This is a genomic window from Anoxybacillus sp. ST4 (assembly GCF_019448545.1).
Lineage (GTDB): Bacteria > Bacillota > Bacilli > Bacillales > Anoxybacillaceae > Anoxybacillus > Anoxybacillus pushchinoensis.
In genome coordinates this window covers 65,824-90,237 of sequence record NZ_JAHZOE010000002.1, presented here as the reverse complement: position 1 = coordinate 90,237, position 24,414 = coordinate 65,824, and the positions used below count along the sequence as shown (strand labels likewise).

General features: G+C 41.8%; 26 protein-coding genes. 6 read left to right on the top strand and 20 right to left on the bottom strand.

Going from position 1 to position 24,414, the window contains the following annotated elements; genetic code table 11:
- Positions 1-41: 41 nt before the first annotated feature.
- Positions 42-1,040 carry a catabolite control protein A gene (gene ccpA / locus K1I44_RS02660; protein ID WP_003398369.1) on the bottom strand — a complete coding sequence of 333 codons (999 nt, stop codon included), beginning with the start codon at positions 1,038-1,040 and terminating at the stop codon, positions 42-44.
- Positions 1,041-1,196: 156 nt separating this feature from the next.
- Complete coding sequence (locus K1I44_RS02655; protein ID WP_003398371.1) at positions 1,197-2,279, bottom strand: bifunctional 3-deoxy-7-phosphoheptulonate synthase/chorismate mutase; 1,083 nt, start codon at positions 2,277-2,279, stop codon at positions 1,197-1,199.
- A gap of 150 nt (positions 2,280-2,429) precedes the next feature.
- Between K1I44_RS02655 and K1I44_RS02650 the strand changes: the two genes are divergently transcribed.
- Entirely contained in the window at positions 2,430-4,580 is a 2,151-nt protein-coding gene (locus tag K1I44_RS02650) for a cell division protein FtsA (protein ID WP_219985179.1), read from the top strand.
- Between the two features lie 49 nt (positions 4,581-4,629).
- Here K1I44_RS02650 and K1I44_RS02645 read toward each other — a convergent pair whose 3' ends face one another.
- Complete coding sequence (locus K1I44_RS02645) at positions 4,630-5,745, bottom strand: aminopeptidase (RefSeq protein ID WP_003398373.1); 1,116 nt, start codon at positions 5,743-5,745, stop codon at positions 4,630-4,632.
- A gap of 131 nt (positions 5,746-5,876) precedes the next feature.
- Between K1I44_RS02645 and K1I44_RS02640 the strand changes: the two genes are divergently transcribed.
- From K1I44_RS02640 to ytxJ, 3 genes are read left to right on the top strand one after another with little or no spacing between them, the layout of a single operon-like run.
- Entirely contained in the window at positions 5,877-6,269 is a 393-nt protein-coding gene (locus K1I44_RS02640; RefSeq protein WP_003398374.1) for a DUF948 domain-containing protein, read from the top strand.
- A gap of 12 nt (positions 6,270-6,281) precedes the next feature.
- The gene (locus tag K1I44_RS02635; RefSeq protein WP_219985178.1) at positions 6,282-6,617 is read left to right on the top strand and encodes a YtxH domain-containing protein; all 336 of its coding nucleotides are present in this window, start codon (positions 6,282-6,284) and stop codon (positions 6,615-6,617) included.
- Positions 6,604-6,933 carry a bacillithiol system redox-active protein YtxJ gene (ytxJ, locus tag K1I44_RS02630; protein WP_003398376.1) on the top strand — a complete coding sequence of 110 codons (330 nt, stop codon included), beginning with the start codon at positions 6,604-6,606 and terminating at the stop codon, positions 6,931-6,933. The genes K1I44_RS02635 and ytxJ overlap by 14 nt, the downstream gene beginning before the upstream one ends.
- Positions 6,934-6,945: 12 nt before the next feature.
- Here the strand turns inward: ytxJ and murC are convergent, their stop codons facing one another.
- The 8 genes from murC to K1I44_RS02590 form a co-directional block, all read right to left on the bottom strand.
- Positions 6,946-8,247 (bottom strand): UDP-N-acetylmuramate--L-alanine ligase, encoded by a 1,302-nt coding sequence (gene murC, locus K1I44_RS02625; protein ID WP_003398377.1) that lies wholly within the window; start codon positions 8,245-8,247, stop codon positions 6,946-6,948.
- Between the two features lie 161 nt (positions 8,248-8,408).
- Positions 8,409-9,518 carry a nicotinate phosphoribosyltransferase gene (locus K1I44_RS02620; protein WP_003398378.1) on the bottom strand — a complete coding sequence of 370 codons (1,110 nt, stop codon included), beginning with the start codon at positions 9,516-9,518 and terminating at the stop codon, positions 8,409-8,411.
- Positions 9,519-9,589: 71 nt separating this feature from the next.
- Positions 9,590-11,659 carry a DNA translocase FtsK gene (locus K1I44_RS02615; RefSeq protein ID WP_219985177.1) on the bottom strand — a complete coding sequence of 690 codons (2,070 nt, stop codon included), beginning with the start codon at positions 11,657-11,659 and terminating at the stop codon, positions 9,590-9,592.
- Positions 11,660-11,730: 71 nt separating this feature from the next.
- Complete coding sequence (gene ytpR, locus K1I44_RS02610) at positions 11,731-12,336, bottom strand: YtpR family tRNA-binding protein (RefSeq protein ID WP_219985176.1); 606 nt, start codon at positions 12,334-12,336, stop codon at positions 11,731-11,733.
- Positions 12,333-13,139 carry a DUF1444 domain-containing protein gene (locus K1I44_RS02605; protein ID WP_003398382.1) on the bottom strand — a complete coding sequence of 269 codons (807 nt, stop codon included), beginning with the start codon at positions 13,137-13,139 and terminating at the stop codon, positions 12,333-12,335. Before K1I44_RS02605 ends, ytpR begins: the two co-directional genes overlap by 4 nt.
- Positions 13,132-13,461, bottom strand: coding sequence for a thioredoxin family protein (locus tag K1I44_RS02600; protein ID WP_003398383.1), 330 nt, complete (start codon positions 13,459-13,461; stop codon positions 13,132-13,134). Before K1I44_RS02600 ends, K1I44_RS02605 begins: the two co-directional genes overlap by 8 nt.
- Positions 13,458-13,982, bottom strand: a complete 525-nt coding sequence (locus tag K1I44_RS02595) for a DUF84 family protein (protein ID WP_003398384.1) — start codon at positions 13,980-13,982, stop codon at positions 13,458-13,460. Before K1I44_RS02595 ends, K1I44_RS02600 begins: the two co-directional genes overlap by 4 nt.
- A 12-nt stretch (positions 13,983-13,994) precedes the next feature.
- Positions 13,995-15,065, bottom strand: a complete 1,071-nt coding sequence (locus tag K1I44_RS02590) for a M42 family metallopeptidase (protein ID WP_483297867.1) — start codon at positions 15,063-15,065, stop codon at positions 13,995-13,997.
- A gap of 100 nt (positions 15,066-15,165) precedes the next feature.
- On the opposite strand from K1I44_RS02590, the gene K1I44_RS02585 reads away from it, so the two are divergent.
- Positions 15,166-15,465 (top strand): PepSY domain-containing protein, encoded by a 300-nt coding sequence (locus K1I44_RS02585; protein WP_241762337.1) that lies wholly within the window; start codon positions 15,166-15,168, stop codon positions 15,463-15,465.
- Between the two features lie 24 nt (positions 15,466-15,489).
- Here K1I44_RS02585 and K1I44_RS02580 read toward each other — a convergent pair whose 3' ends face one another.
- On the bottom strand, positions 15,490-16,329 hold the full coding sequence (locus K1I44_RS02580; RefSeq protein WP_219985175.1) for a YtnP family quorum-quenching lactonase: 840 nt from the start codon (positions 16,327-16,329) through the stop codon (positions 15,490-15,492).
- A gap of 80 nt (positions 16,330-16,409) precedes the next feature.
- Complete coding sequence (gene trmB, locus K1I44_RS02575; protein ID WP_219985174.1) at positions 16,410-17,060, bottom strand: tRNA (guanosine(46)-N7)-methyltransferase TrmB; 651 nt, start codon at positions 17,058-17,060, stop codon at positions 16,410-16,412.
- Positions 17,061-17,132: 72 nt separating this feature from the next.
- Between trmB and K1I44_RS02570 the strand changes: the two genes are divergently transcribed.
- Positions 17,133-17,402: a YtzH-like family protein gene (locus tag K1I44_RS02570; RefSeq protein WP_219985173.1), complete on the top strand. Its 270-nt coding sequence runs from the start codon at positions 17,133-17,135 to the stop codon at positions 17,400-17,402.
- Here the strand turns inward: K1I44_RS02570 and K1I44_RS02565 are convergent.
- From K1I44_RS02565 to K1I44_RS02535, 7 genes are all read right to left on the bottom strand, one after another.
- A complete protein-coding gene (locus K1I44_RS02565) occupies positions 17,394-18,170 on the bottom strand; it encodes a phosphotransferase family protein (protein ID WP_003398391.1) in 777 nt (258 codons plus the stop codon). The two genes, K1I44_RS02570 and K1I44_RS02565, sit on opposite strands and share 9 nt — an antisense overlap.
- A gap of 81 nt (positions 18,171-18,251) precedes the next feature.
- Positions 18,252-20,375, bottom strand: coding sequence for a type I pullulanase (gene pulA / locus K1I44_RS02560; RefSeq protein WP_219985172.1), 2,124 nt, complete (start codon positions 20,373-20,375; stop codon positions 18,252-18,254).
- Positions 20,376-20,596: 221 nt separating this feature from the next.
- The gene (locus K1I44_RS02555) at positions 20,597-21,541 is read right to left on the bottom strand and encodes an NERD domain-containing protein (RefSeq protein WP_219985171.1); all 945 of its coding nucleotides are present in this window, start codon (positions 21,539-21,541) and stop codon (positions 20,597-20,599) included.
- A 35-nt stretch (positions 21,542-21,576) separates the two neighbouring features.
- Positions 21,577-22,248, bottom strand: a complete 672-nt coding sequence (locus tag K1I44_RS02550; RefSeq protein WP_219985170.1) for an LrgB family protein — start codon at positions 22,246-22,248, stop codon at positions 21,577-21,579.
- Positions 22,245-22,625 (bottom strand): CidA/LrgA family protein, encoded by a 381-nt coding sequence (locus tag K1I44_RS02545; protein ID WP_219985169.1) that lies wholly within the window; start codon positions 22,623-22,625, stop codon positions 22,245-22,247. Before K1I44_RS02545 ends, K1I44_RS02550 begins: the two co-directional genes overlap by 4 nt.
- Before the next feature lie 18 nt (positions 22,626-22,643).
- Entirely contained in the window at positions 22,644-23,177 is a 534-nt protein-coding gene (gene thpR / locus K1I44_RS02540) for an RNA 2',3'-cyclic phosphodiesterase (protein ID WP_042894815.1), read from the bottom strand.
- A 33-nt stretch (positions 23,178-23,210) separates the two neighbouring features.
- The gene (locus tag K1I44_RS02535; RefSeq protein WP_370627950.1) at positions 23,211-24,362 is read right to left on the bottom strand and encodes an MFS transporter; all 1,152 of its coding nucleotides are present in this window, start codon (positions 24,360-24,362) and stop codon (positions 23,211-23,213) included.
- Positions 24,363-24,414 lie beyond the last annotated feature (52 nt).

Sequence of the window (24,414 nt, the reverse complement as noted above, 5' to 3'; positions counted from 1 at the left end):
ACACCCTTTTCTATGTTCGTACGCACAGTTAGCCGCGCCGCCTATTTTGTCGAATCGCGATATTCAATGCGATGCGGCAACACGACGATATGATTGTCAACATGTTCTTTATTCATATATTTCGTTAATAAGCGCATCGCCACAGCGCCAATATCGTACATCGGCTGTACAACCGTCGTCAACTTTGGACGAACCATTGTTGCTAAACGTGTATTATCAAAACCAACAACTTCCAATTCATCAGGAATGCGTACGCCGCGATCTTGCGCACCATGAATGACCCCAAGAGCCATTTCATCTGTTCCAACAAAGATCGCTGTTGGACGCTCTGCAAGTTCGGCTAACTTGTCATACGCTTCGATGCCAGAGTCATATGTGTAATCCCCTTCAACAACAAGCGCATCATCATAAGCAATACTCGCTTCTTCTAAGGCACGACGATAACCAGCTAATTTTTTTAACCCGTTAATCGGATCATTCAACGGACCTGTCACGTATGCAATTCGTTGATGTCCTTTTTCAATAAGCATATGAACAGCATCGTAAGCCGCTTGTTCGTAGTCAATGTTGACAGACGGGATGATCTCATTTTGTTCGATTGTTGCCGCCAATACAATCGGCACATCCGATTTTTTAAACTGCTCGACATGCTCTTCCGTTACGTCGCCACCCATAAATAAAATGCCATCAACTTGTTTCGCAAGCATTGTATTTAATAAATGCAACTCTTTTTCCTTGTTTTGATCAGAATTGCTCAAAATAATGTTATATTTATACATCGTTGCAATATCTTCAATTCCGCGCGCCATTTCTGCAAAGAAAATACTCGAAATATCAGGAATGATCACGCCGACCGTCGTCGTCTTTTTGCTTGCCAATCCACGTGCTACCGCGTTTGGACGATATCCAAGCCGTTCAATGACTTCTAACACTTTTTTTCTCGTTGATGGCTTGACGTTCGGGTTACCGTTAACTACACGCGAAACGGTCGCCATAGACACATTTGCTTCCCTTGCTACATCATAAATTGTTACATTCATCACATACACTCCTTTTTTACGCTCTATATATCGAAAACTGTCGTGAATCGCAATTTTATGTAAAAATATCATACGATAAATGATTACCTAAGTGCAACGTTTTCACAAGTAAATTCATAAGAAAAAGCCGGTGAACACTTCACCAGCTTTTCTTCGTTATGCTTTTACAAATTGTTTTTGGAACGACTTCAATTCCTCCATAAACTCATTGAATTGATCAATATCCATTTGTTGGGCTGAATCGGATAGGGCAACGGCTGGATCTGGATGCACTTCTGCCATCACTCCATCAGCTCCGATCGCAAGCGCAGCTTTGGCACAAGGTAAAAGCAAATCACGGCGTCCTGTTGAATGTGTCACATCGACAAACACAGGCAAATGCGTTTCCTTTTTCAAAATCGGTACGGCTGAAATATCAAGCGTATTTCTCGTCGCTTTTTCGTACGTGCGAATTCCGCGTTCACATAAAATGATTTGACCATTTCCTTGTGACATAATGTACTCTGCCGCATGGATAAACTCTTCGATCGTAGCAGCTAACCCCCGTTTTAACAATACTGGCTTATTCACTTGACCAGCTGCTTTTAACAACTCAAAGTTTTGCATATTGCGCGCTCCAATTTGAATAACATCAATGTAATCGAGCGCTTTTTCAATATCCGCAGGTGTGACGATTTCACTAATGACCGCTAAATCGAACTCGTCCGCTACCCGTTTTAAAATTTTTAATCCTTCGACTCCAAGTCCTTGGAAATCGTACGGCGACGTACGCGGCTTATACGCTCCACCGCGCAACAATTTTAACCCGTGTCGTTTAATCGCTTGCGCTACCTCCGCTACTTGTTCGTAGCTTTCAACCGCGCACGGTCCCATAACAAAATATTGATTGCCATCACCAATTTTTTCACCTTTCACGTCGACAATCGTATTTTCTGGCTTCTTCTTTCGCGATACGAGCAATGCTTTTTTATGATCGTCTTCTTGCAAATCAAGACCGGCTTTAAAAATCTCCTTAAAAATATGTTTCAATGTCGCTGTATCAAATGGCCCATCATTATGTTCTAAAATTAAATCTAACATTTTTCGTTCGCGAACAGGGTCATAAAAATACGTCCCTTGTGCGTCTTTAATTTTCCCAATTTCTTGCACGAGACGCCCACGTTCATTAATTAACTTTAACAACTGCAAATTTAGCTCATCAACCTTCGCTCTCAGCTCATCTAATCGTTCGTTGCTCATTCATCTCATCCTTTCTTTATATAAGCTAAAAAATGTGGTACATTTCTATATAATTAGAGATTATTATAAACGAAGTGGATAAAGTTGTCACCCCTTTATTTATAAAACGCGTTTAAGCGATAAAGAATTTTTTAATTTTCGAAAAAGAAGGTGAGAACCTTGATTTTTGCACTAGACATTGGCACGCGTTCAGTAGTTGGCATTATTTTAAAGGAAACAGACGGGCAATATCAAGTTGAGGACATGGTCATTAAAGAACATGAAGAACGGGCAATGCTTGACGGGCAAATTCACGATGTGCTCGCAGTTGCCAAAGTCATTATCGATATAAAAAAAATATTAGAGGAACGACACGGACCTCTTACCCGTGTATGTGTTGCAGCTGCAGGACGCTCATTAAAAACAGAAAAAGGAAAAATTACTATTTCAATAAAAGGAAAGCCTCTTTTAACACACGAGGATGTAGCGTACCTAGAACTTGCTGCTGTTCAACAAGCACAAACGACGTTGGCCGAAAAATCATCTATCGAAAAAAGTCATCATTATTATTGTGTCGGTTATTCCGTCACACGATACGAAATCGACGGAGAAGAAATCGGCAACTTAATTGATCAACAAGGGGAGGAAGCGAGCGTTGAAGTCATCGCCACATTTTTACCGAAACTTGTCGTTGAGTCGCTTCTTGCCGCGCTACATCGCGCCCATTTGGAAATGGAGGCGCTAACACTTGAACCGATTGCTGCATTGAACGTACTTATTCCTCCAACTATGAGACGATTAAATATAGCGCTCGTCGATATCGGGGCAGGAACATCTGATATCGCCATTACCGATCTCGGTACAGTCATCGCCTACGGAATGGTACCGATGGCTGGAGATGAAATTACAGAAGCCATTTCAGATGCGTATTTACTTGATTTTCCCCTTGCTGAACAAGCGAAACGTGACTTGCATACAAAAGAAACGATAACGATTACAGACATTCTCGGTTTTGAAACGGAAGTACCACGAGAACAAATGATTACAACGATTTCAGATGCAATTGATCGCCTCGCTGATGCGATCAGCAAAGAAATTTTGCGGTTAAACAATCATCAACCACCAAAAGCAGTCATGCTCGTTGGAGGAGGAAGCTTAACGCCTGAACTGCCAAAACGGCTCGCTCAAAAGCTTCATCTCCCCGAAAATCGCGTCGCTATTCGCGGTATTGATGCCATCCAAAAATTACATATTGACCGTGAGGAGATGAAACATCGACCAGAACTCGTCACTCCGATTGGAATTGCAATTGCTGCAAAGCAAACGCCTATTCAATACGTAACAGTTCATGTAAATGGTCAGCCTATTCGCCTATTTGATATGAAACAACTGACGATTGGCGATGCGCTATTAGCAGTCGGCATTCAATTACATAAACTGTATGGAAAACCCGGCCTCGCTTGCGTTGTGACGTTAAACGGGCAAACGATTACTATACCAGGGACGCACGGCGAACCACCGCTCATAACGAAAAATGGTGAACGAGCCACATTTGATACACCGATTACAAACGGGGACGACATCGTTGTTGAAAAAGGACGAGACGGCAAACAAGCGACCGTTCACCTTCGTGACTTACTTGAATCATTGCCGACAAAACAAGTGACAATTAACGGACAACGATATACGATTGAGCCCGTTATATTACGAAATGGACAACATGTTTCTCTCGATACCGTTTTATGCGACCGAGATGATATTGTCGTTCATATGCCTGAAACGATTGAACAACTTTTACAAGCGACAAAAAACGAGCATCTTATCGAACAACTCGAACCGTTTACATTCATATTGAACGGAAAAAAAATCACGTTTCCTGAATGGGGTGGAACGATATATCGGAATGGAATCGAATGCCAACGCTATGCCACATTTGAAGACGGAGACACGATCGTTGTTCATAAACAAAGCGAGCGAACGATTGCTCAAATTGCCGAAGCAAAACAGCTGAAACTGTATTATTCCATGCCAATTATATTTCATGGGGAAACATTGACGTTAACGAAACAAATCGGCACGTTTTATCGTAACGGTGTTGAGCTTAGCGACAACGATACGGTCCAACATGGAGACGTACTTCAATTCTATGAACAAAAAATGGAACCTTTCATTTTTCAAGATATATTTCAATATGTCGAAGTCGCTATTCCTCACGGGGCTTCAACAACGTTTACATTGCTTAAAAACGGCGAACCGACAACATTTTATGAACCGCTCGCACCAGGAGATCAACTCGAAATTGTTTGGGATAAGAAAAACTAAGCGGATTGTAAAAAAAGCAACTATGAACGCGCCATAGTTGCTTTTTCTTTTATTTTAAGTTTTCTGGATTTAACGGCTCTAATTGTGGGATAACAAATCGACCGTCTTTACGAATGAGTACGCCGTCAAAGTAAATTTCACCGCCACCATATTCTGGACGTTGAATCATAACCATATCCCAATGAATGTTGGAATGGTTGCCGTTGTATGCTTCATCATAACATTGACCTGGTGTAAAGTGAAAACTTCCATCAATTTTTTCATCGAACAAAATATCTTGCATCGGATGTTGAATGTACGGATTGACTCCGATCGCGAATTCGCCAATATAGCGCGCTCCTTCATCGGTATCGAAAATTTGGTTAATGCGCTCTGTATCATTAGCGGTTGCTTCAATAATTTTCCCATCTTTAAACGTTAATTTCACGTTCTCAAACGTAAATCCTTGGTAAGGCGATGGTGTATTAAATGTAATTGTACCATTTACCGAATCACGTACAGGAGCAGTATACACTTCCCCATCTGGAATGTTCATCTGACCCGAACATTTTACAGCAGGAATATCTTTGATTGAGAACGTTAAATCTGTACCCGGCCCTGTAATGCGCACTTCGTCAGTTTTATCCATCAGTTCAACGAGCGCGTCCATCGCTCTATCCATTTTTCCGTAGTCTAAGTTACATACATTGAAATAAAAATCTTCAAACGCCTCCGTGCTCATTTTCGCAAGCTGCGCCATCGACGGATTAGGGTAACGGAGCACGACCCATTTCGTTTTCGGCACGCGAATGTCACGGTGCACTTTTTGCATAATTGTTTTTCCGTGAATTTTCATTTTGTCAGCTGGCACATCAGCAAACTCATTGATGTTATCGCCCGCACGTAAACCGATGTAGGCATCCATTTGTTTCATAACATTTGCTTCAAATTCAGCCATCATGTTAAACTGCTCTTCTTGTGCACCGAGCAAAAGTGCGCGATCAACTTGATGGTCTTTTAACGACACAAACGGGTAAGCGCCTACAGCATACGCCTCGCGCACAAGAGCGATGACAAGCTCCCGCTGTAAACCGAAGTTTTCAATTAATACTTTTTCACCTTTTTGTAAACGGAGCGAGTAATGGATTAAATTTTTTGCTAACTTTTCAATACGCGGGTCTTTCATTTTGTATTCCTCCATTCCATCATATGTACATGTATATTGTAACCGATCCACAAAAAATTTGGAGTTTTTTGCAGGATTTTTTCTCTTTTTGTCGAATGGAAAGTAAGATAGACAGAAAGGAGTTCTTTACAATGGATATCGTTTTATACAGTAGCGTTGCGCTCATCGCGATCGCCTTTCTTATTTTAGTCATTTATGTCGTTCAAACATTGAAAACTTTGCAAACAACGTTACAACACGTGGCAAAAACCGTTGAGGAAGTCGAAAAACAAATGCATGAAATCGGGAAAGAAACGGCACAATTACTACATAAGACGAACGCGCTCGCAGATGATGTGCATAAAAAAGCTGAAAGCTTGCAAAGTGTATTTGATGCGGTCAAACAAGTAGGTGTAACCGTTCAATCATTTAACGATTCAATATGTAAAACGTTAGCAACAAATGAAAAAAAAATTACACAGGCGATTCAATGGGGGCAAACACTCATTGAGCTATGGACGAAATGGAAAGGAAAACGAAAATAAGGAGGAGTTTGTATGTCAAAAAATCATTCTTTTCTACTCGGTGCTATTGTTGGCGGCATTGCTGGTGCTGCAACTGCATTATTTTTGTCGAGCGAAAAAGGAAAACAACTATTGAATGAATCCGCTGTTCGAGGGAAACAAATATTACATGATTTATCTGAAATAAAAAACGAATCAAGCAACGTAGATCAAGAGGAGCAAAAACCGTTCTCATCCATTTCCATTCCACTCCCGTCATCGGATGCCGAGCAATCGGACGTCGAACAGTTGTTAAAGGAAACGGAACAAGCTGTTCATGATGTAGAAAAACGTTTGAATAAAGGAAATGATACACATGGAGAAAATTGAAACAATCGAACAGTTTGAACAAATCTGTTTGTCACAGCGACCATTTTTATTTATGAAACATAGTCTTACATGTCCAATTAGCCATCGGGCATGGAAAGAGTTTGAGCAATTTACACATGACTTCCCACATATTCATGCATATTACTTACATGTGCAGCACGCTCGCCCGTTGTCGCAACATATTGCACAAACGTTTCATGTGAGACACGAATCTCCTCAAGTGCTATGGATCACCGAACAAGGTGCACAATGGCACGCTTCACATTGGAACGTCACGTATGAGGAGATGAAAAAAGCAACTATGAGCGCATCATAGTTGCTTTTTTACTTATACGTGAACCGATTGCTCGTATTTCTCTTGAAACTTTTGAATATCGCCCGCTCCCATAAAAATGAGCACAGCATCATGATGTTTTTTCAACATATCGACTTGTTCTTCATGCAAAAGCTTTGCTCCGTCAATTCTTGCACGCAAATCTTCGATCGATAATTTCCCTTGATGCTCCCGCGCCGATCCGAAAATATCGCACAAATATACGGCGTCAGCTAGCGATAAACTTTCCGCAAACTGTTGTAAAAATGTTTGTGTTCTCGTATACGTATGCGGTTGGAAAATCGCAACAACTTCGCGCTCCGGATATTTTTGCCTTGCTGCCTCAATTGTTGCCCGTATTTCTGTCGGATGATGAGCATAATCGTCAATAAGCACTTGAGAGCCAAACAGCTTCTCATTAAAACGGCGTTTCACACCAGGGAAATTCGTTAAGCGTTCTTGAATAATGTTAACATCGATTCCTTCATAATGGCAAAGCGCAATGACCGCAAGCGCATTGAGTACATTATGATCGCCATATCGCGGAATATGAAAAGACGCGAAAAATGTATGGCGTACAAACACGTCAAACGATGTTCCTTCCGGCGTCTTCACAATATTGCGCGCTTGAAAATCATTATCTTCTCCGAAACCATAAAAAACGACAGGTACTTTAGCTTGAATTTTTTGTAAATACTCATCATCTCCGCAAGCAATGATCCCTTTTCTTACTTGCCATGCCATTTGTTGAAATGCTGAGAATACATCTTCAATATTAGCAAAGTAATCAGGATGGTCAAAATCAATGTTCGTCATAATGGCATAATCGGGAGAATAAGCTAGAAAGTGACGACGATATTCACACGCTTCAAACACAAAATATTTACTTCCTTCCTGACCTTTTCCAGAACCATCTCCGATCAAATATGACGTTGGCTGTGCTCCTTGCATAACATGAGCAAGCAACCCTGTCGTTGATGTTTTTCCATGAGCACCTGTGACAGCGACACTCGTGAATTTTTTCAAAAACTCACCTAAAAACTGATGATAACGAACAACCGGTACACCGAGCTCGCGCGCCGCCACAATTTCTTCATGAGTATCTGGAAATGCGTTACCTGCAATCACGATCATATTTTTTTGAATATTTTCGGCGCTGAACGGGAAGATAGGGATTCCTCTCTTTTCTAAAGCTTCTTGCGTAAAAAATCGTTTATCGTAGTCTGAACCTTGTACGACACATTTCATATCGTGTAACACTTGAGCAAGTGCACTCATTCCAGTTCCTTTAATGCCGACAAAATGGTAAATAGTCATAAAAAAACCTCCACCAACTATCGTTGATCTATATAACAGTATATGACACAAATTTCGTTTTGCTCTTTTCATCTTATGTAACAACGTTCATTATACCATCGTTTCACTGCGATGATAAGAAAAACTGATAGAAGAGACGTTCTTCTATCAGTTTTTCCGCGTTACTGAGGTGTATACTCAACTTTTTCAAGGCGCGGATTCGGCCGATAGCGTCGGCCGGCTTTCGCTTGATGCTTTCCATTTAATAACACGTTATCGCCAGTAAAACCGATATGTACTTTTAACAAGCTGCTCCCCACTCCGTACATATCGACCGGCACACCTTGTTTTTCAAACTCAATAATGCGCTGCTCATTAAATCCACCGCTTACAACAATTTTTACATGCTCAAATCCTTCACGATCAAGCGCCTCACGCAAAGCAAAAATAAGTGGTGGGTTGACACCGCGCGGATCAAATGTTCCAAGCACTTCTGGATGGCGAATAAAGTATTGATCGATCATCGTTCGTGACGTATCAACGCGGACAGCCTTTAACTTATCCCCAAATTCGCGAGCCACTTTTAACGCGTCTGTAATACAGTCATTGTTATAGTCAACGAGAACAATTAAATCATCATCTGGATATTTCGCATGGTACGCCTTTGCCGCGGCAACGACATCGCCATCAAACAATTGAATGAGCGCATGCGGCATCGTTCCCATTCCTTGTTTTCCCCACCATTCGTTCATCGCATGCGTCGCTTGGGCAGTTGAGCCGCCAATAAAAGCAGCATACCCATCACCTGCTTGCATCATAAAGTGATCATCACGATCTCCCATAAAAATGATCGGTTTTTGCACGCCGGATAATGCTGCCGCTTTTACAACGTTATATACGTTCGTTGCCACAGATGTGCGACGAGCTAAAATACCATCAATAATTCCTTCTAAATATCCGAAATTTTGATATGGACCTGTAATAGTCAATACCGTTTCAAATGGGCTAATTTTATCGCCGTCTTTTAACGAATAAATTTCTAATTTTTCTGGCTCATCAGCAAACGTATGTAACAATGCAATGACTTCATCTGTCCCGCATAACACAGCATGTTCCTTTTGAAAAAATTGCATCGTAACAATGTTATTCGGACGAAACTCTTTCACGATTTCACGCGTCTTCAAAAAATATACGGCTGAAAACCAACCATCTCGCACACGCTCATCAAATTTAAACGTTTTATTTGTTAGCCGTTTAATTTTCCCTTGTAATTTCAATTCAATTTCTTTCATTTTGCTTTCCCCTTCAGCCATCGTTTTCACGTATTTAGCATAGCATGTTTTCTATTCCACGACTACTCTATCTAAATCGTGTCTTGTAGTTGTTCAAGATCTTGTTCATTAATTAACACATCGCGCGGCTTGCTTCCTTTTGGTGCCGATACAATTCCGCGCTGCTCCATCATTTCAATTAAACGAGCCGCTCGGTTGTACCCAATACGAAAACGACGTTGTAAGCTCGATGTGGAGGCACCACCTTGTTGAACGACAAACTCACACGCTTCATAAAACAGTTCATCATCTTCATCAGCTTGTGTATGTTGTTGCAACAGCTCATCATGTTGAAATAAATACGACGGCTCCATTTGCTGACGCACATGGGACACGACGCGCTCGATTTCCTCATCAGACACAAAATTGCCTTGTAAACGAATCGGTTTCGCTGTTCCATTTTCTAAAAATAACATATCGCCGCGACCGAGTAATTTTTCTGCTCCATTCATATCGATAATCGTGCGCGAATCAATTTGTGACGATACGGAAAAGGCGATGCGCGTTGGAATATTCGCCTTAATTAGTCCGGTAATGACATCAACAGATGGTCTTTGTGTAGCAACAAGCAAATGGATACCACACGCTCGCGCTTTTTGTGCGATGCGACAAATTGCCTCCTCGACATCAGCTGGCGCAACCATCATTAAATCTGCTAATTCATCAATGACAATAACGATATAAGGTAAATGTTGTTCTAACTTTTGTGCTTTTCGCACTAACTCATTATAACGAACGATGTCACGCACACCTGTATGTGCAAACAACTCATATCTTCTCTCCATTTCACATACAGCCCATTTTAACGCTGCTGTTGCTGCCTTTGCATCTGTAATAACGGGGCTGACTAAGTGTGGAATATGATTGTATGGCGCAAGCTCGACCATTTTCGGGTCAATAAGGAGCAGCTTGACATCACGTGGCGTCGCTTTATACAACAAGCTGACTAACATCGCATTCATACATACGCTTTTTCCTGATCCAGTTGCACCGGCAATTAATCCGTGTGGCATCTTTTTTAAATCGGTTACGATCGGTTTACCTGAAATATCTAATCCTAACGCAACCGTCAATGGAGAGGTTGACTGTTGAAACGCTTCGCTTTGTAACACTTCACGAATGAAAACCGGACGGCTAGAGCGATTAGGCACTTCGATCCCAATCGTGTTTTTCCCCGGAATAGGTGCTTCAATACGAATGTCAACAGCTGCTAAATTTAATTTAATATCGTCCGCTAAATTCGTAACTTTATTCACTTTTACACCAAGTTCTGGCTGGACTTCAAAACGGGTAACCGTCGGACCTTGCGTCACGTGAACAACTGTTGCTCCAACATTAAAATTTTTAAACGTTTCATTGAGACGCTCAGCTTGTTCTTTTAGCCATGTCTCATCGTCTTCGTGGCGAATGAGTGGAAGTTGTAACAACGACAGCGACGGAAATACGTACGCTTGCTTTTCTTTCCGCTCCTTCCACTTTTCTCGATCTTGTTTCAACATCATCACGTTATACGGTACACCGCTTCGCTGACGTACCCGTTCTTCTTTGTGCTGTTGCCCTGGCATTTCTTCATCTTTTTCATTAACATGCTCGATTTCTTCTTGTATGTCCGGTTTTTGCTCTTGCTGTACATGTTTTTCTAGTCGTATCATATCGTTCGTCTCTTCCTTCGGACATTCGCTTACTTGTAGATGCACCCGTTCCCCTTTTTCGACTTCGTCAACAGCTGGAAGTTCAAATTCGACTACTCCCTCATTTTCGTTTTTTCGTTCGACACGTTCTATTCGTCTATAACCAAATACAGGAGACGGAACATCGGTTGGGCGAAATGCATGCGATTCGTTGCGCGTACGTTCTATGCGGTACGTTTTTTGTTCAAACGAAACGATTTGTGGCGATGGTTGTTTTTGTTCATACGTGCTTTCCTTTGGTTCATCTGGAATTAATGGAAAACGAAACTTTCCTTTCGGATATTCGTAAACGACCTTTGCTTCAATTTCTTTATGTTCGTTCATCGGCATAAACGGAGGATGTTTACGGTTTTCTTTCGTCTCATCATCCCCCCCGAATAAATAGCGAAGTAATGCCTTTAACAAGCCCATTTTATTCTCACTCTTTCTTTGTGCATTCGGTTTTATTTTACCACAAAAAAAGCTGACTGCCGCAACGGAAGTCAGCTGAAAAATGGTTGCCCTACTTCATATTCATCACTTAAAACGAGGATGCCTTTCTCTTGCGGAGCGTTCAGTAAGTCTAGTTCGCGCGCAGAACAAATCATTCCGTACGACTTCACTCCTCGCAATTCCGCTTCTTGAATGACGAGGCCGCTTGGCATAACCGCTCCGACTTTTGCTACAACCACTTTTTGTCCTGCGGCTACGTTCGGAGCCCCACATACAATTTGTAACGTTTCGTTTCCAACATCTACTTGACAAACGCTTAGTTTATCAGCATTCGGATGTTTCTCTTTTTCTTTTACATAACCGACGACAAATTTTGGCGATAAATCAGCTGTTACTTGTTCATTTACGCCATTTTTTTTCAATATATCGTTAATTGTTGCAATCACTTGTTCTGTTAATTCAACGACGCCATTTCCTTCAAATGCACCGTATGTAGATGCTTGAAAAATATTGTAGCCGACCGTTTCCCCTGTCTGCTCATTAAAAATGCGCACAACATCTCCCTTTTTCTCAAAAGCACGTGCTTGTGGATCAACAGCTTTCAACGTAATAAGCAACGTATCGCCAATCCCTTCACGATTGTAAAATACATTCATTGTTTCTCATCCTTTCGACGATTTTTTCCAAGAATAAAAATGGGTTGAAGTTGTCCCTCTTCGTATAAAAACGAAAGCGCAGTGATCGGCACTCTGCCGCTCGCGAAAAAACTCATTGTCAACTGCGCAAGTACATCATAGCCGATTTCATTTTCAATGTCAGCAATAATGAGTACATCTTGATGAGGAACAGCGAGTAACATCGTTCCTTTTATTTTTTCAGCAAACTTTTTCAAAAAAGCATCGTTTAATATACGACTTGCATCATATCCATCGTTTGTGTTCAAAAAGTAAAACGTATTGCCGGCGACACGATCTTCTTTCACCGTCGTCGGCAATGAGCGAACGTTAAAGCGCGCGACTTCTTTTAATTGTTGCACATCCCATCGTTCCGATTCGACTAAACGTTCATCAATTAGCCGATACGTCGTCCCTAAATCGAGAGCGTAATAAATGCGCGTTTCTGCCGTATGTTCGTCATAAATAAACATCGTTCCTTCGTTCGTCTTTGTCGGGAATGAGGTAGAACGAATGACTGGATATATATGCTTTTCTTTTCCATGTAACGACGAATGATCATGTAATGCAGTTAATGTTTGCTCGACGTAATAAACGACTTCGTCAATGGCACGCTCTTTCTCAATTTCCCATTTTGCGATAATTGGTGGCAAGGAGATCGTCACTCCTTTTTTCGTTTCCCGATGTTCAATTCGGAGCGTATCTTTTTTCCGATCCCATCGAAAATCCCATGGATAATGGGATAGCCGCTGTTGAATATGGTCGCTTATTTGCCGACTATTCATTGCGCCCACCTAAACTTTGTTGAATAAACGCTACAATTTCTTCTTTTGTTTTCCGATCTTTGCTCACAAACCGTCCACGTTCTCGCCCATTTTCATATGCAATAAAACTCGGGATGCCAAATACGTTATGCTCCGTAAACAAATCGAGCAACTGATCGCGATCAACAGCATAAAACGTATAGTCTGAAAACTGCGCTTCAATTTCTGGTAAAATTGGTTTTATTACTTGACAATCTGGGCACCAATCAGCCGTAAACATCATAATCACTTTTCCACGCTGAATGACTTCATTGTATTGCTCGATGCTTTCAATCATTTTCATCTATTTATCCACCCTTTCTTATGCTCATATTGCCCTTTTAACATTTGAACAATATGTGTATACATATTTGTTCGATCGAGCGTTCCGTTTGTCAAAATGCCAATCGCCCCTTCATTAGAACGGACATCGCGACGATTTGCATATTCATCTATAACTTCAGCCAATTCTTTTCCATGCTTCAATTGAATCCCGATTTCATCAGGCAACGGAATGCGCGCCCCTCCTGCGACAACGACGACTCCATCTCGGTCAACGAGCGCGCCCCAGTTGCATAACCAAATCGTCTCATCTTGTGCAATAAATACGCCACCTTCTAAACCAATCCCGATATGCGCTTGTTGTTCACGAACAGCTAATGTCGCACGCTCGATCGCTCCTTGCAACGTTTCTTCATCGGAGAAAGGTTGCTTTGACACGCTCGGTTGCACATCACTCGCGATGATCGTATGATGCATCTCGTGAAATACAGCTTGTACCGCCTTCACTTTCGTACTGTTTTTCGTTCCAACGGCAACTTTCATCTCACATTCCCCTTAAGCATTGTGACGAATCGCATCTACTGTCGCGCGATCACATTGTTTGACAAGAGCGACTAATAGCTGTTTGGCCGCTTCGTAATCATCTATATGAACGATGGAAGCGTGCGTATGAATATAACGGGCACAAACGCCAATGACAGCTGAAGGGACGCCGCTATTAGCCATATGCACTCTTCCTGCATCCGTCCCACCGCCTGGTGAAACGAAATATTGATAAGGGATACGGTGCGTTTCCGCTGTATCTAAAATAAACTCTCGCATGCCGCGATGTGTAATCATCGTGCGATCATAAATGCGGACAAGCGCGCCTTTACCAAGATGCCCAAACTCTTTTTCGTCCCCTGTCATATCGTTTGCTGGGCTTGCATCTAGTGCGAAGAAAATATCTGGTTGGATCATTGTTGCTGCCGTTTGCGCCCCACGGAGACCTACTTCCTCTTGAACAGTCGCTCCAGAATATAGTACATTCGGCAACGTTTCATCTTTTAACTCTTTTAATAACTCAATGGCTAAACCACAACCGTAACGATTGTCCCACGCTTTCGCCATCACTTTTTTTCCGTTCGCCATCGGTGTAAACGGACAAATCGGCACAATTTGTTGTCCTGGACGAATGCCCATGCGCTCCGCATCAGCACGATCATCCGCTCCAACATCAATAAGCATATGTTTTATATCCATCGGCTTTTTCCTTTGCTCTTCGTCAAGCAAATGAAGCGGGATCGAGCCGATCACACCAACAATTGGTCCGTGATCCGCTATAATGTGCACACGCTGAGCTAGCAATACTTGACTCCACCAACCGCCAAGCGGCTGAAAGCGAATCATTCCTTGTTCAGTGATGGCGGTGACCATAAAACCAACTTCATCCATATGTCCAGCAACCATCACTACTGGTCCATTTCCTTTGCCGCGCTTCACACCAAAAATGCTTCCGAGACGATCTTGCACAATATCATCAGCATATTTTTGTAATTGTTCACGCATGAAAGCGCGCACCGCATGTTCATTTCCCGGCGCTCCTGGCAATTCGGTTAACGTTTGAAACAATTGCAAATCCATCATGTTTTCCCCTTTCTTTGCTCGCTATTTGTCATTGTAGCGAATTTTACATGTAGTTTCCACTCGCACAATTCGGTATACTAAAAGAAAAATGGAGGAATGTATGATGCGTATAAAAACGTTTCTAACTGGTATCGTTGTCGGTGCAGCGGCAGCATACATATGGAATGAGTGGCAACATAACCGATTGATTTCATCTGAGCAAGCGCTTCAAAAAGCGAAACAGGCGTTTCAACAAACAGGTGAGATTACTGGATCATGGATTCAAACGACCGTTGAGACAGTTGAAAAAAATGGCCTTCGCTACAACATTTATCGCGGCGGAATTACCCGTCCTACTGGTGCATATGAATGCCTCATTGATGCAAAAACCGGAACGATTATTGAAGCAAAAAAACTGTAAAACCCAAGCAAAGCAGCTTGGGTTTTACTGACGTTTAAGCGATTCAACGATTTGAAACTCATCGTTCCAACGAACAGCTCGGTAGTACGCGTCGTGATAAAATGTAAACCATGCTCTGTTTTCAACTCCGTAAGCTATCCATTTTTGTTTAGCGAAAATGGATGTCATCGGATAATCATCATATGCCATAACCCAAAGTGGATTTTGATGCGCATGTGTCGGCATTAAATCGCCGAGATGAATAGCTGTCTCTCCTTCAGATGTAATGATAATAATCGCATGTCCATCGCTGTGGCCGCCTGTATGAACCATCGTAACACCTGGAACAACTTCTAACTGTTCTGCGAACGTATCAACTTGGTCAACAATGGCTTCCCAATTTTCTTTCCAATACGTATTACGCGAGCGAATATTTGGCTCTTTCATCTCGGCCCATTCTACTGCTGATGTGATGATGCGGGCGCGCGGAAACATCGGGACGAGCGTGTCTCCCTCCCATTTTGTTAAGCCGCTCGCATGATCAAAATGCAAATGTGTCATTAACACAAGATCAATATCCTCCGGTTTTAAAGAAAGGAGGGCTAACTGTTCCTCTAAAGCAGATTCTTCTGTTACACCAAAATTACGCTTTTGCTTTTCCGTTAGCTTCCCTCGTCCAATCCCTGACTCGATGAGTATATGTTTCCCACCTACCTGTAATAAAATCGGGTCGGTGCGAAGCGGAATTTGGTTATGTTCGTTACATGGATATTTTTTTACCCAAAGCGGTTTTGGCACAACGCCAAACATCGCTCCCCCATCTAAATGCGTAATTCCCCCATTCAGCCACGTCATCTTTGCTTGACCGATCGTTAATTTCTCCATCACTTTTCCCCCTTATCCTCTTTCATTCTCCATTTTAACATTACAAAAATATTCAGAAAAGAGAAAAACCTATGCCCGATTTACGACATAGGTTTTCGATACTTCGCTTCACAACGATAAATAGGATTTCCTTTTTCAGAAAACTTTTGTTCATATTCTGTCATCACATTTCCTTCGAAGCCGCTTCGATGAAGATCGAGGCTGACGTACTGAAGGACTAAGCCGTATTGCGAAAAACTAACAAGGGAATATTCAAACAGCCCACGATTATCCGTTTTGAAGTGAATTTCCCCTTCATCCACTAAAATGTTTTCATATAGCTCTAAAAATGTACGATAAGTTAAGCGGCGCTTTTCGTGTCGCTTTTTTGGCCACGGATCAGAAAAGTTTAAATAAATACGTTCAACTTCCCCTTTGGCAAAAATGTTCGTTAACTCTTTCGCGTTCACATTTAATAAACGCAAATTCGGTAAATCATGATCGATGAGTTTATCAAGCGCACATACGATGACGCTCTCATATAGCTCAATACCGATATAGTTAATGTGTGGATGCATTTTTGCCATTTCCGTAATAAAACGACCTTTTCCTGTCCCAATTTCAATATGAATCGGACGGTCGTTTGAAAATAATTCGTGCCACCGACCTTTATATTGTTCAGGTTGTGGAATGATATATTGTGGATATGCAGCAATTTTTTCTTTTGCCCAAGGCTTATTCCGTAAACGCACGTTTCATCCTCCGTTTCTTTGCATACAAAAAGATAAAAATGGCCATATTAATAAGCGAATAGGGGGATGAACATGGCCATTAATCATGAACATCAGTTAACCGTACTAAAAGACATTTTGTCCGAACACCAGCTTGATCGTTCAGGAACAGTAGCGGAATGCGAACAAATTGAGCGCCTTGCCAAATCACTCATGGCAAACAATGCTGTTCATTCTGAAATGAAACAAACGTTGTCTCATATTTACACATATAGTCAAGGCGGAAAAAATGCAACTGACCTATCTTCACACATCGACCTGCATGAACAACAGCTCGCCGAGTGGATGGATCAATTAACGTAACAAATGTTCAAGGAAATGCAGCAAACGTTGCATTTCCTTTTCGTTATTTCTCCCCTTATGCCACACGAGCAGCGCAATCGTTTGAGCAACCGTATACCATTTCATACGCAACTGCAGTTGTTCATCGAACGCTAAACCGTACTCTTCTAACCAGCTTTCCCATTGCTCTCGTGGAATGTAAGCGTACAATAACATGCCAATATCAATTGCAGGATCAGCAATCATCGCGCTATCCCAGTCGATCAAATAAAGCTGATTGTCTTCTGTCAATAGCCAATTGTTATGGTTCATATCACAATGACAAACGACATAATCTGCATAGCGCACATCATCTACATGACGCTCTAAAAATGCAATAGCTTCCGTTACGATCGGATGTTCTTTCAGCTCATCGCATCTGTTTTCCTTTATTTTTTCTAACAGACGATTCGGCAACAAAGGCTTCTTGCCGAGTCGCTCCATCATCGCTAACAGTTCTTTTGAACGATGAATTTTTCGAAGCAATTGAGCAACTTGTTTGCTCGTCATATCGTGCGGTTTTAATTCCCGCGCATGTAAAAACTGTTGTGCTGTAATCACATCTCCATTTTCCATTCGTTTCGTCCATACTAGTTTTGGGACGATTCCTTCTGCTGACAAAACAGCCAAAAATGGGGAAGAATTACGCTTCAAAAACAGCTTCTTCCCATCATGCTCCGCAATATATGCATCCCCTGTCGCACCGCCTGCGGGGGAGATTTCCCACTCCTTACCTAGTAACTGTTCCAAGTGAGCTCACCTTTCGACTTAGTCAAAATAAAAATAACGATTGTCATCTTACTAGATTTTATCTTTCCTATCGTTCCTCCGTCAACATTGAATTAATACCCACGTACCAATTCCATTTATTTCAACAAACCGTTCATAAACATTCCCTAACCATTCCTTTTCCGAACTAAACATTACTTTCCATTTTCCATCTGCTAGCGGTAACATCGCCTTTTTCTCTTCGTTATGATAAACGACAACAATTTGCTTCCATGGGCCATACACGCCAACATCAACAAGCTGATAAGCAATGACGGACGGATGCGTGTCATAAAATTTCATGTGACGCCGAACTTGATCAGCGGTTAAAAACCGGAACGCACCATGCTTTTTCCGAAGCTCAATGAGTTTCATTATTTCTCGCACATCTTCTTCCCATCTGCTCTTCTCATTCCAATCTACTTGGTTCACTTCATCAGGGGCGTTGTAGCTATTTTCCACCCCTTTTTTCGTCCGATAAAACTCTTGACCGCTATGCAAAAACGGAATACCTTGCGATAATAAAACGATAGCTGTCGCTAGCTTTTGACGCTTCCGTCGAATATATTCACTTTCATGAGCGTTTGCAACGGCCATTTTGTCCCATAACGTATGGTTATCATGACATTCGACATAATTCACACTTTGCCTCGGGGAGAAAAAGAGGTGGATGCTTCCACGAATCGCTCCGATCACGGCTTCTTTATATGAACAATCTCCTAAAGCGAAGCCTCGCTCATGAATGTCGAACGTGCTTCCCTTGACGTAGTCGCGAAAACGATCGTTGAAGTATGCGATGCGCGGTGTATGTTTTGCGTTAGCGATTGTCGTCTTTTTTTCGGATGGTAACGGTGTTGCTAAATCCCATCCTTCCCCTAAAATGATAACAGTTGGATCGATCTCATCAATGGCTCGCCGCACATCATTCATCGTATCTATATCTAAAATGCCCATGAGATCAAAACGAAATCCGTCGACACCGTATTCTTTTAACCAATATGTTACCGAGTCAATAATGAACTTTTTGACCATTTTCCTTTCGGAAGCTAAATCGTTTCCTACTCCCGTTCCGTTTGATGGATAGCCATTTCGTTCATAGCGAAAATAATATCCGGGAACAAGATGTTCAAACGATGATGTTTCGCGAACGTATACGTGGTTATATACAACATCTAAAATGACGCGAATGCCTTCCTGTTGGAAAGCACGAATGGCTCGTTTTAACTCGATGATACGCGCATACGGATCATCCGGATCAGTCGCATAGCTTCCTTCTGGAGCATTGTAATGCACTGTATTATATCCCCAATTGTACATCTTAAGCGGCTGAAGTTCATCAACTCCTTCAAAATCTTGCACAGGCATAAGTTGAACGTGCGTCACACCAAGCTGCTTAATATATGAAAGTCCCGTCAATGTTCCGTTTGGGCCTGTTGTTCCGCGCTCCGTTAACCCAACATATTTTCCTTTTTGTCTCACTCCGCTTTCATGATGAATTGTGAAATCGCGTATATGCATTTCATAAATGATTGCATCCGTCATCGAAATAAACGGAGACATTGACGGTTTCGGTATGTTTGTCTTTGTAAGATCCACAACAACGCCATATGCTCCGTTCACGGAAACGGACTTTGCATAAGGATCAACAGCCTCACGCCAAATAAAGTTCACATACGTCATATACGTGTACAAAAAGCGTTCAACATCATCATAAACGGTATATGTCCATAATCCTTTTTTTTCTCGCGTCATGACATAAGTCGTTTCTTCTTTCGTCGTTGGATGAATAAGCTTTAATAGTACGTCTGTCGCCGTTGGTGCCCATACTTTAAACGTTGTTTTTTCCGGATCGTACGTTGCACCAAGATCATTTCCGTCATATGCATACAAATCATCAAACGCTTTCGTGCGCATCACAGCTCCTACTTGCAATGGAGCTTGCCACCCTTCTTCCGTGTAAACGACATATCGCTTTCCTAATTCAACGATAAAAGGAACGAGACACTCATATTTTATAAATGAATGATGCTTCTCACTTGAACGAATCGTTAAGCGATATGCTGTTTTTTTATCATCGCATAAAAAAAATATCGGCACACGTTTTTGATCAACATGGCACGGAAATAAAATAGTAATCATTGTCAATTCATCTAAATAAGCTTCAAACGACTGTTGTTTTGGGAGCATGACCGGTCACCAACTTCCGATTTTTCAATCCGCTATTTTATGAATTATAATAAAAAAACAGGGAGGGAGAAATGATGCATTCATGTATATCATGTAGTGTTCCGTTTCCACTTTTACCATCCGGTTACTTACTTATTATGCAAAAAGGACAAAAAAGTATTTATGTTATTCGTATGATTCGTTGCAACAATTGGCGACATATTTGAAAAAGAGGCTGAACTTTACTCGTCAGCCTCTTCCATCTCTTCTACTATAAGCGGATCATAATAGCGCGCATCACAATATGTTAGCAACGATTGAGCAGCCTTGAGCTGTACATGCTTTAGCGGCATCGTCAACTGTCTGAGCGACATAAACCATGCGTCATAATGGCGGCGATCAATGATTTCTAGATCGTTCGGAGCATAACGATAATCAATATACCCTTCGCGATTAATTAACACTTTCTTAATCGGCATATCAACGGAACATCGTTTATAAATAGTTTGGACAACTTTTTCCGTTCGATCGAGCGAAGTCATTGGATTGACGATTTTTCGTTCTATCCCGCCAACCATCTCCGTCCAAAACCGATCTGCCGAACCGACAATAATGTTGTTGCTTTGTTCCTCTGTAAACGCAATGCACCACGTCGTTGTTGGGCTAATGAGAATCGTATTTAACTCAACCGGTGCTTTTTTTAATAAAAATACAGGTTTATACATACATAAATATGTGTCAGGAAACCGTTGTAAAAAATATTTTAAATATACATCATGATAATATTTCGGATGAATAATGGACTCTTCTGTCAATGTCGAACTTGCCCAACGAATTTGCAGTTGAAATAACTTCTCTAAAAATAATATTTTTAACTCTTCTATCGTCCGGGGCTCTGACGTAACCGAAAAAGCAAAGTCGTCTTCTTCCTTCGGCTGATCGTTCTCCCCTTCTTCTATTTTCTTCCTTCTCCATATTTGTTTCATTTTATCAAAAAGCGACGGTTCTTCCTCAAGCCATTTCCACGACTCAGATGACTGTACTTTCGGAGCGAGTTGCCCCGCCTCCCATGCTTGTTTCATTCGTTCCCATTGCTTTTTTTTCAAGCGAATAAACTCGCTCGGATAATGGTAAATATCTAGCTCGTAGCGCGAAATATAATCTTGAAGCTTAATGAGCTGTCCCACAATCGAACCTCCAGCATCAAATGGTTACTTTCATTCTACAACAAAAGCAACAACGGGCAAAGAAGAGAGGCGAAAATTGCACTTAGCGTCATCGCAACAGAACTAATGGCAGCCTCTTTTTTTCCGATTTCAAGCGCTTTTGCCGTACCAATCCCGTGCGAAGCCGCGCCAAGCCCACTCCCTATACCTAATGCTGTTGTTATGCGAAACATACGAAAAAGGCTAGGGCCAAACATCGCGCCAAAAATTCCAGCGATCATTACATATACTGCCGCAAGCGTTGGTATGCCATCAATCAACTTCGCAATATCCATTGCTACAGGCGATGTAACTGATTTCGGAATGATCGAACGAACAACCTGTTCCGGTAAATGAAAAAGGCGAGCCAATAATAGGCCGCTCCCCATCCCGATCATTGTGCCAAAAAATGTACTGCATAACAACGGCCATAAAAACTGTTTTAACGTACGGCGATGTTGGTAGAGCGGCAAAGCTAAAGCGACGACTGCAGGACCGAGCAAATGAACGAGCCATTTTCCTCCAGTCATATATTGCTCATATGAGATACGAAAAATCGATAACGTAACGATCATCACGACTGTACTTGTAGCAATCGGCACGAGCAATGGAAAATAAAAGCGGGCATACAATTTGCGCATAGCCATATAGACAAAAATCGTCAAGACGAGCAAACTGATTCCAATCATGCTCCCTTCACCTCACGCATTTGCCGCTTTTGTTCGCGTGTTTGTGCCCACTGTCCAATCAAACCAACAAAAAACATAACTATAGTTGTGCTAATGACAACGATGACGACAGACCATATCCCCTTTCCAGAAAAAAGCTCAACATAATCCATGACACCAACTGTTGCCGGAATAAACAAAAGGGTTAAGTGAGATAAAAGCATATTTGCGCCACGCGCAACCCACTTTTCTCTCACAATCCCTGTCATTAAAAGAAAAAACAATAGCAACATTCCTATCACACTTCCTGGAATTGGAACGTGAAGCAGTCGCTGAATGAATGAACCGACGATATACAATGCATACAATCCCCCGATTTGAATGACCGTAATCCCCATCTCTTCCCCTCCTCTTATTTATGGTGAAAGAGGAAAGCGCATAATCGGCTTATATTTCGGATTTTTATCCATATGCGTTTCATACAATACAACATCACGAACAAAAAAGGAAATGTCCTCCTCATCCATTTTTCGTGGATATAGCTCAAGCGAAAGCGGAAGTGATCCACTCCATTTTTTCGCAAGTGTAATATGAGGCGTAAATGGCCGGCTATCTAGCGAAAAGCCAATACGCTGACAAACATCATACACGTCTTGACGGAGTGAAAACAAACGAGGTTCCTCTTTCACCCCATACCATAAAACGCGAGAACCAAATGAATAAACTTCACTTAGTTGCAATGGAAAAGCTCGATGTTTCTTTACCGCCTCGGGCATTAGTTGGGCAATTTGTTTTCGTTCGACTTCCGTGACATGCCCTAAAAACGCGAGCGTCATATGATAATCCGCCTCATGAACGAACAGACGAAATGGCACTTCCCACTCAGAAACGAAGGCATGTAACCGCCGCTTCACTTCATCTGGCAAAGCGATCGCCAAAAAATAATGCATTCATCTCCCCTACCTTTAATTTTCTAAATTTTATCAAATTTCCGATACTTTATGCAACGCCTTTTTTGACTGCCAGGCGAAAATAACCATTCCTCCAAACGTCAACAACCCAAAAAATAAATATACATGCTCGATCGTCCAACGCTCTAAAATATATCCTCCTACAAACGTGCAAAACCAGCTTCCAATTCCATTTCCAACTGTAGCATAAAGCGATACAGCCGTTGTGCGCACATGTTCAGGTGTCACATCGCGAACGTATTGCAACGCTGCTGGAATAAATAAACCAACAGACGCTCCTTGCACAATCGTTGTCGCATAAACGACCATTAACGGAGGCTCAAAAAAGTAAAATAACCAACGAGCACAAGATAAAGCGGTTGCGACTAATAACACGTTCATCATCCCGAATTTCCGAACGACACCGTCAGCAAATTTCATAAACGGCGCCTCACTACCTGCCGCCAATAAAAATGCAATCCCCACTCCTGCAAGCGTTCCTCCTAAATCTGTAATGAAAATACCGAAATAAAAATTGTTCGCATAAATCGGTCCAAAAACGAGAAACGTTGTCAATAAAAATAAAAGAAACGGCGGAATGCGAATAAGTTCCTTCATTCCCTCACGAATATTCACTTTCGCATTTGCCTGCTCTCTCGGTAATTTCCATGCTAATGCACTTGAAATGATGAGCAACGTCACGAAAATATAAAAAATAAAACGGAGGTGAAACCACTCAGCCACTTGTCCAGCGACAGGAACAGCCGACGCAAACCCAAGCGCCCCCCAGAGCCGAATCGATCCATATCGCTCATTTGCCTTTTGTACATAATGAAGGGTAATACTATCAGACAGAGGCACGATGCCACTTTGCATAACTGCAAGCAGCGCAGCAATAACAAGCAACGATACGTAAGAGTAAGCGAGTGAATACATCAGCCCGAATAAAGCGGTCCCTAATAAAGATATCATTAATACTTGAACCGGCTTACGCGTATAATCACTCGCCATCCCCCAAATAGGCTGAGTAAAAATCATGACGATCGGGCTAATGGACATAATCATCCCAATTTCTGTCCCAGACAAACCGACTTCATCTTTTAAATATACAGATAGCAACGGAAAGAGCGAACCAAAACTAAAAAACTGTAAAAAATAAAATGCTCGAAAAATACGTGTATACACAAACATCCCCCATATCAAATAAAATAACGAAAAGTACCGTCACGATCGACGG